This window comes from Microvirga arvi, assembly GCF_016892765.1.
Classification (GTDB): Bacteria; Pseudomonadota; Alphaproteobacteria; order Rhizobiales; family Beijerinckiaceae; genus Microvirga; species Microvirga arvi.
In genome coordinates this window covers 1-3,753 of sequence record NZ_JAFEMD010000141.1, presented here as the reverse complement: position 1 = coordinate 3,753, position 3,753 = coordinate 1, and the positions used below count along the sequence as shown (strand labels likewise).

At 63.2% G+C, this 3,753-nt stretch carries 2 protein-coding genes and 2 pseudogenes; 2 read left to right on the top strand and 2 right to left on the bottom strand.

Annotated features, from left to right (window positions below):
• Nucleotides 1-77: 77 nt before the first annotated feature.
• Both ILT44_RS30020 and ILT44_RS30015 read right to left on the bottom strand, forming a co-directional pair.
• A pseudogene (locus ILT44_RS30020) lies at nt 78-527 on the bottom strand (tripartite tricarboxylate transporter substrate-binding protein); the annotation flags it as partial.
• A gap of 150 nt (nt 528-677) precedes the next feature.
• Nucleotides 678-1,838 (bottom strand): mandelate racemase/muconate lactonizing enzyme family protein, encoded by a 1,161-nt coding sequence (locus tag ILT44_RS30015; protein WP_204243263.1) that lies wholly within the window; start codon nt 1,836-1,838, stop codon nt 678-680.
• A 112-nt stretch (nt 1,839-1,950) separates the two neighbouring features.
• On the opposite strand from ILT44_RS30015, the gene ILT44_RS30010 reads away from it, so the two are divergent.
• Both ILT44_RS30010 and ILT44_RS30005 read left to right on the top strand, forming a co-directional pair.
• Nucleotides 1,951-2,880, top strand: a complete 930-nt coding sequence (locus ILT44_RS30010) for a LysR family transcriptional regulator (protein WP_204243262.1) — start codon at nt 1,951-1,953, stop codon at nt 2,878-2,880.
• Between the two features lie 429 nt (nt 2,881-3,309).
• Nucleotides 3,310-3,753 (top strand): annotated as a pseudogene (locus tag ILT44_RS30005) (AAA family ATPase); the annotation flags it as partial.

Sequence of the window (3,753 nt, the reverse complement as noted above, 5' to 3'; positions counted from 1 at the left end):
CGCTTCTTGGGCATTGTGGTCCTCCTGTGAGCCTCAAGACATACTTCAGGGTGGACCAGTTCAATGGGGGCGGATCACTTCTCGCCGCTGGCCTTCACGTGGTCCACCAAGGTGTTCAGGTCATTGGCCGGGAAGTCCTTCTTGGCCACGATCACGATCGGGGTTCCACCGGCCATGCCGATGGGGGCAAAATCCTTAGTCGGATCGTACTTGAGTTTCGGGTACAGGGCCGGGGCGGCTCCGTGGGTGCCCATGTGGCCCATCATGATGGTGTAGCCGTCCGGCGTAGACTGGGCGCCACGGGTGATGCCAGTGGTGCCGCCGGCTCCCGCCACGTTCTCGACCACGATCTGCTGACCCAGCGTGCGGGACATGTGCTCGCCCACGATGCGGGCGATCACATCGGTCGGGCCGCCGGCCGCAAAGGGCACGATCATCGTGACTGGGCGGGTGGGATAGGTCTGGGCCTGGGCGCCCGTGGCGACGACACCTACGAGCGCGGCAAGAACAAGCGTTACCTTCTTCATCAGTTTCCTCCTGTGGACGTCCAGTTTGGTTGCACTCCCGTGAGGCAGCGCCTCCTGCTCCGGATCCCGTCTTTGTTGTTGGTCTCGTGCGATGTCTGCATTTCCTGATGCGGACATCGCGCCGGGCCGGGAGCCTTGTGTTGGGCCTGGTTACTCGGCCAGTTCCCGCATCACCTTGATCAGGTCCGACTTACCCTCGAAGCCGATGCCGGGCAGGTCCGGCATGACGATGTGGCCGTCCTCGACCCGAACGCCGTCCGGGAAGCCGCCGTAGGGCTGGAACAGGTCCGGGTAGCTTTCATTGCCGCCCAGTCCCAGGCCGGCCGCGATGTTCAACGACATCTGATGGCCGCCATGCGGGATGCAGCGGCTGGGCGACCACCCGGCGACCTTCAGCACCTCCAGCGTCCGAAGGTACTCGCAGAGACCGTAGGAGAGGGCGCAGTCGAACTGGAGCCAATCGCGGTCCGGGCGCATGCCGCCATAGCGCAGCAGGTTGCGGGCGTCCTGGTGGCTGAACAGGTTCTCGCCGGTGGCCATCGGTCCCGGATAGAACTCGGCCAGCGCCGCTTGCAGCGCGAAGTCGAGGGGATCGCCAACCTCCTCGTACCAGAACAGCAGATACTCGCGCAGCATCTTGGCGTAAGCGATGCCCTGCTCGAGCGTCAGCCGCCCATTCGCATCGACCGCGAGCTGGGCCTTGCCGTCCAGCTCCTTCAGCACCGCCTCAATCCGGGGCTGGTCCTCGGCGATGCTGTTGCCGATCTTCATCTTGACCACGTTGTATCCACGATCGAGATAGCTCCGCATCTCGGCTCGCAGTTCGTCGAGACCTTTGCCTGGGTAGTAATAACCACCCGCGGCATAGACGAAGACCCGCGGATTGGCCTCACGGCCGTACCGCCTGGCCAGGAGCCGGAACAGAGGCTCGCCGGCGATCTTGGCCACTGCGTCCCAGACCGCCATGTCGATGGTGCCGACCGCGACCGAGCGTTCGCCGTGACCGCCGGGCTTCTCGTTCTTCATCATGGTCGCCCAGATGCGGTCCGGATCGAGGTTCTCGCCCGTATCGTCGAGGAGGGACTCAGGAGCCGCCTCGAGGATGCGGGGCGCAAAGCGCTCGCGGATCAGGCCGCCCTGGCCATAGCGGCCATTCGAGTTGAACCCGTAGCCCACCACCCGGCGGCCGTCCCGGACCACGTCGGTGACGACGGCGACGAGCGACAGCGTCATCTTGGAGAAATCGATGTAGGCGTTGGCAATCGATGAGGCGATCGGAGCGGTGACTTCGCGGATCTCGACGATTTTCATGACTTGGTCTCCTGTTGCTGGATCGAGCCAGGTTGGGTACGTCCTATAGACATCCCGTCAGCGGCCGCCCAATGCCAAGACCGAGGATCGACATGCACGATCGGCATCGCCCATGGATCTGAACTGGCTGGAAGACTTTCTGGCGCTGGCCGAGCACAAGACCTTTGCCCGGGCCGCCGAGACCCGTCATGTGACGCAGCCAGCCTTCAGCCGTCGCATCCAGTCCCTTGAGGATTGGATGGGGACGCGCCTGTTCGTGCGATCACCGCAAGGGACCACGCTGACGCCGGCCGGAGACTTTCTGCGAAGCCATGCCGAGGATCTGACCCGCAACATCTACCGGTTGCGTCAGGAGACGCTCGAAGTTGCGGGCCGGGAGGCCTCGGCCATTTCCATCGCCGCCACGCATGCGCTTTCGTTCGTCTTCTTCCCCGACTGGATCAGGAGCCATCCCCAGTTCGGAACTCTCGGTCCCCTCAACCTGATCTCGGACACGATGGAGGCGTGCGAACAGATCATGGCGAGGGGCGATGCCGATTTCATGCTGTGCCACTACCATCGCGATGCCATGCCCCGCCTTGAGGCCAGCCAGTTCACGAGCGTCGTGGTCGGCCGCGATGTTCTGCTGCCGCTCTGTGCTCCCCTAGAGGATGGCACGCCGCAATGGCCGCTGCCTGGAGGTCCTTTGTCTCCGTCTCGCCTGCTGTCATACAGGCCGCAGTCCGGCCTCGGTCGGATCGTGACCGCCGTCCTGGAGAAGAACTGGCCGACGCTTTCACTCCAGAAGACACTCACGGCACAGTTGGCGGCGACGCTGCTGACCATGGCGCGTCAAGGCGATGGGATTGCATGGCTCCCGCAAACCCTCGCTCACGACGACATCGCGGCGGGCCGTCTCGTTGATCCGGGGCCTGGCAATTACTCGATTGAAGTCGAGATCAGATTGATCCGACCCTTGCGCCGGCAGGGCCCGACAGCGGAAGCCTTCTGGAAATCCATCGCGGGCGGTGTCAACGCTTCCGAGAAATCCTCTCCCACCTGAGGTCCTGCCAACGGTTGACGGTGGCACAGGCCAGAGGCGCACCTCGGGGCCGTCGCCGTAGACACCAGATTTTGGTGGTTGGCGGCGACCCCATATACTCGGAACGTCTTCAAATGGCACGGGGCGGAAGTAAGCCGAATTTCTGCAAAGGCGCGACGAGCGGACCTTCATTTGATTCGCCCAACGTTACACTTTGACCCCATGCTGACCTTCCTTGCTCTCATTGGATGATAGCCACAGGAGCCTTTTCCGAAGCTGGGACAGGTCGTCCTCGTCGCGCGTGGGGGCCATCTCGGCAGCAGAGGCGGTGATGTCGCCTAGGCTTGAGGCGCAGTGAGTCGGGATGGTGCTCTCAAGATGCCGCTCGATAAATGAGTGTCCCAGGTGTACCCTCGTAGCAAGCCGCGGCCTCTCGGCAGGAGACGGGACGTGGATGTCGCACAGTGGCTACGAAGCCTCGGACTGGCGCAGTACGAGCAGGCCTTCCGCGACAATGCCGTGGATGTCGATACCCTGCCGCGGCTCACCTCCGACGATCTCAAGGAACTCGGCGTTACTGCGGTCGGCCACCGCCGGAAGCTCCTGGATGCGATTGCCCACTTGAACGACACTTCCGGCCTTGCCGTTAAGGACAGACTGGGACGGGTCGAGAGAAGTGTAGAGCGGTCGGCCTCACGGCCAGCACTTGTCCATTCAGGAGCAGAGCGGCGGCAACTGACGGTGATGTTCTGTGACCTAGTCGGCTCGACGGTCTTGGCGAGTGCTCTCGATCCCGAGGAATACCGCGCCATCCTCAATGCCTATCACAGCGCCTGTACCGCAACGATTGCACGGTTCGACGGCTTCGTCGCCAAGTACATGGGGGATGGCGTG

Coding starts and splice junctions, on each gene's coding strand:
- ILT44_RS30015 (WP_204243263.1), bottom strand. CDS start 1,838: ATGAAAATCGTCGAGATCCGCGAAGTCACCGCTCCGATCGCCTCATCG.
- ILT44_RS30010 (WP_204243262.1), top strand. CDS start 1,951: ATGGATCTGAACTGGCTGGAAGACTTTCTGGCGCTGGCCGAGCACAAG.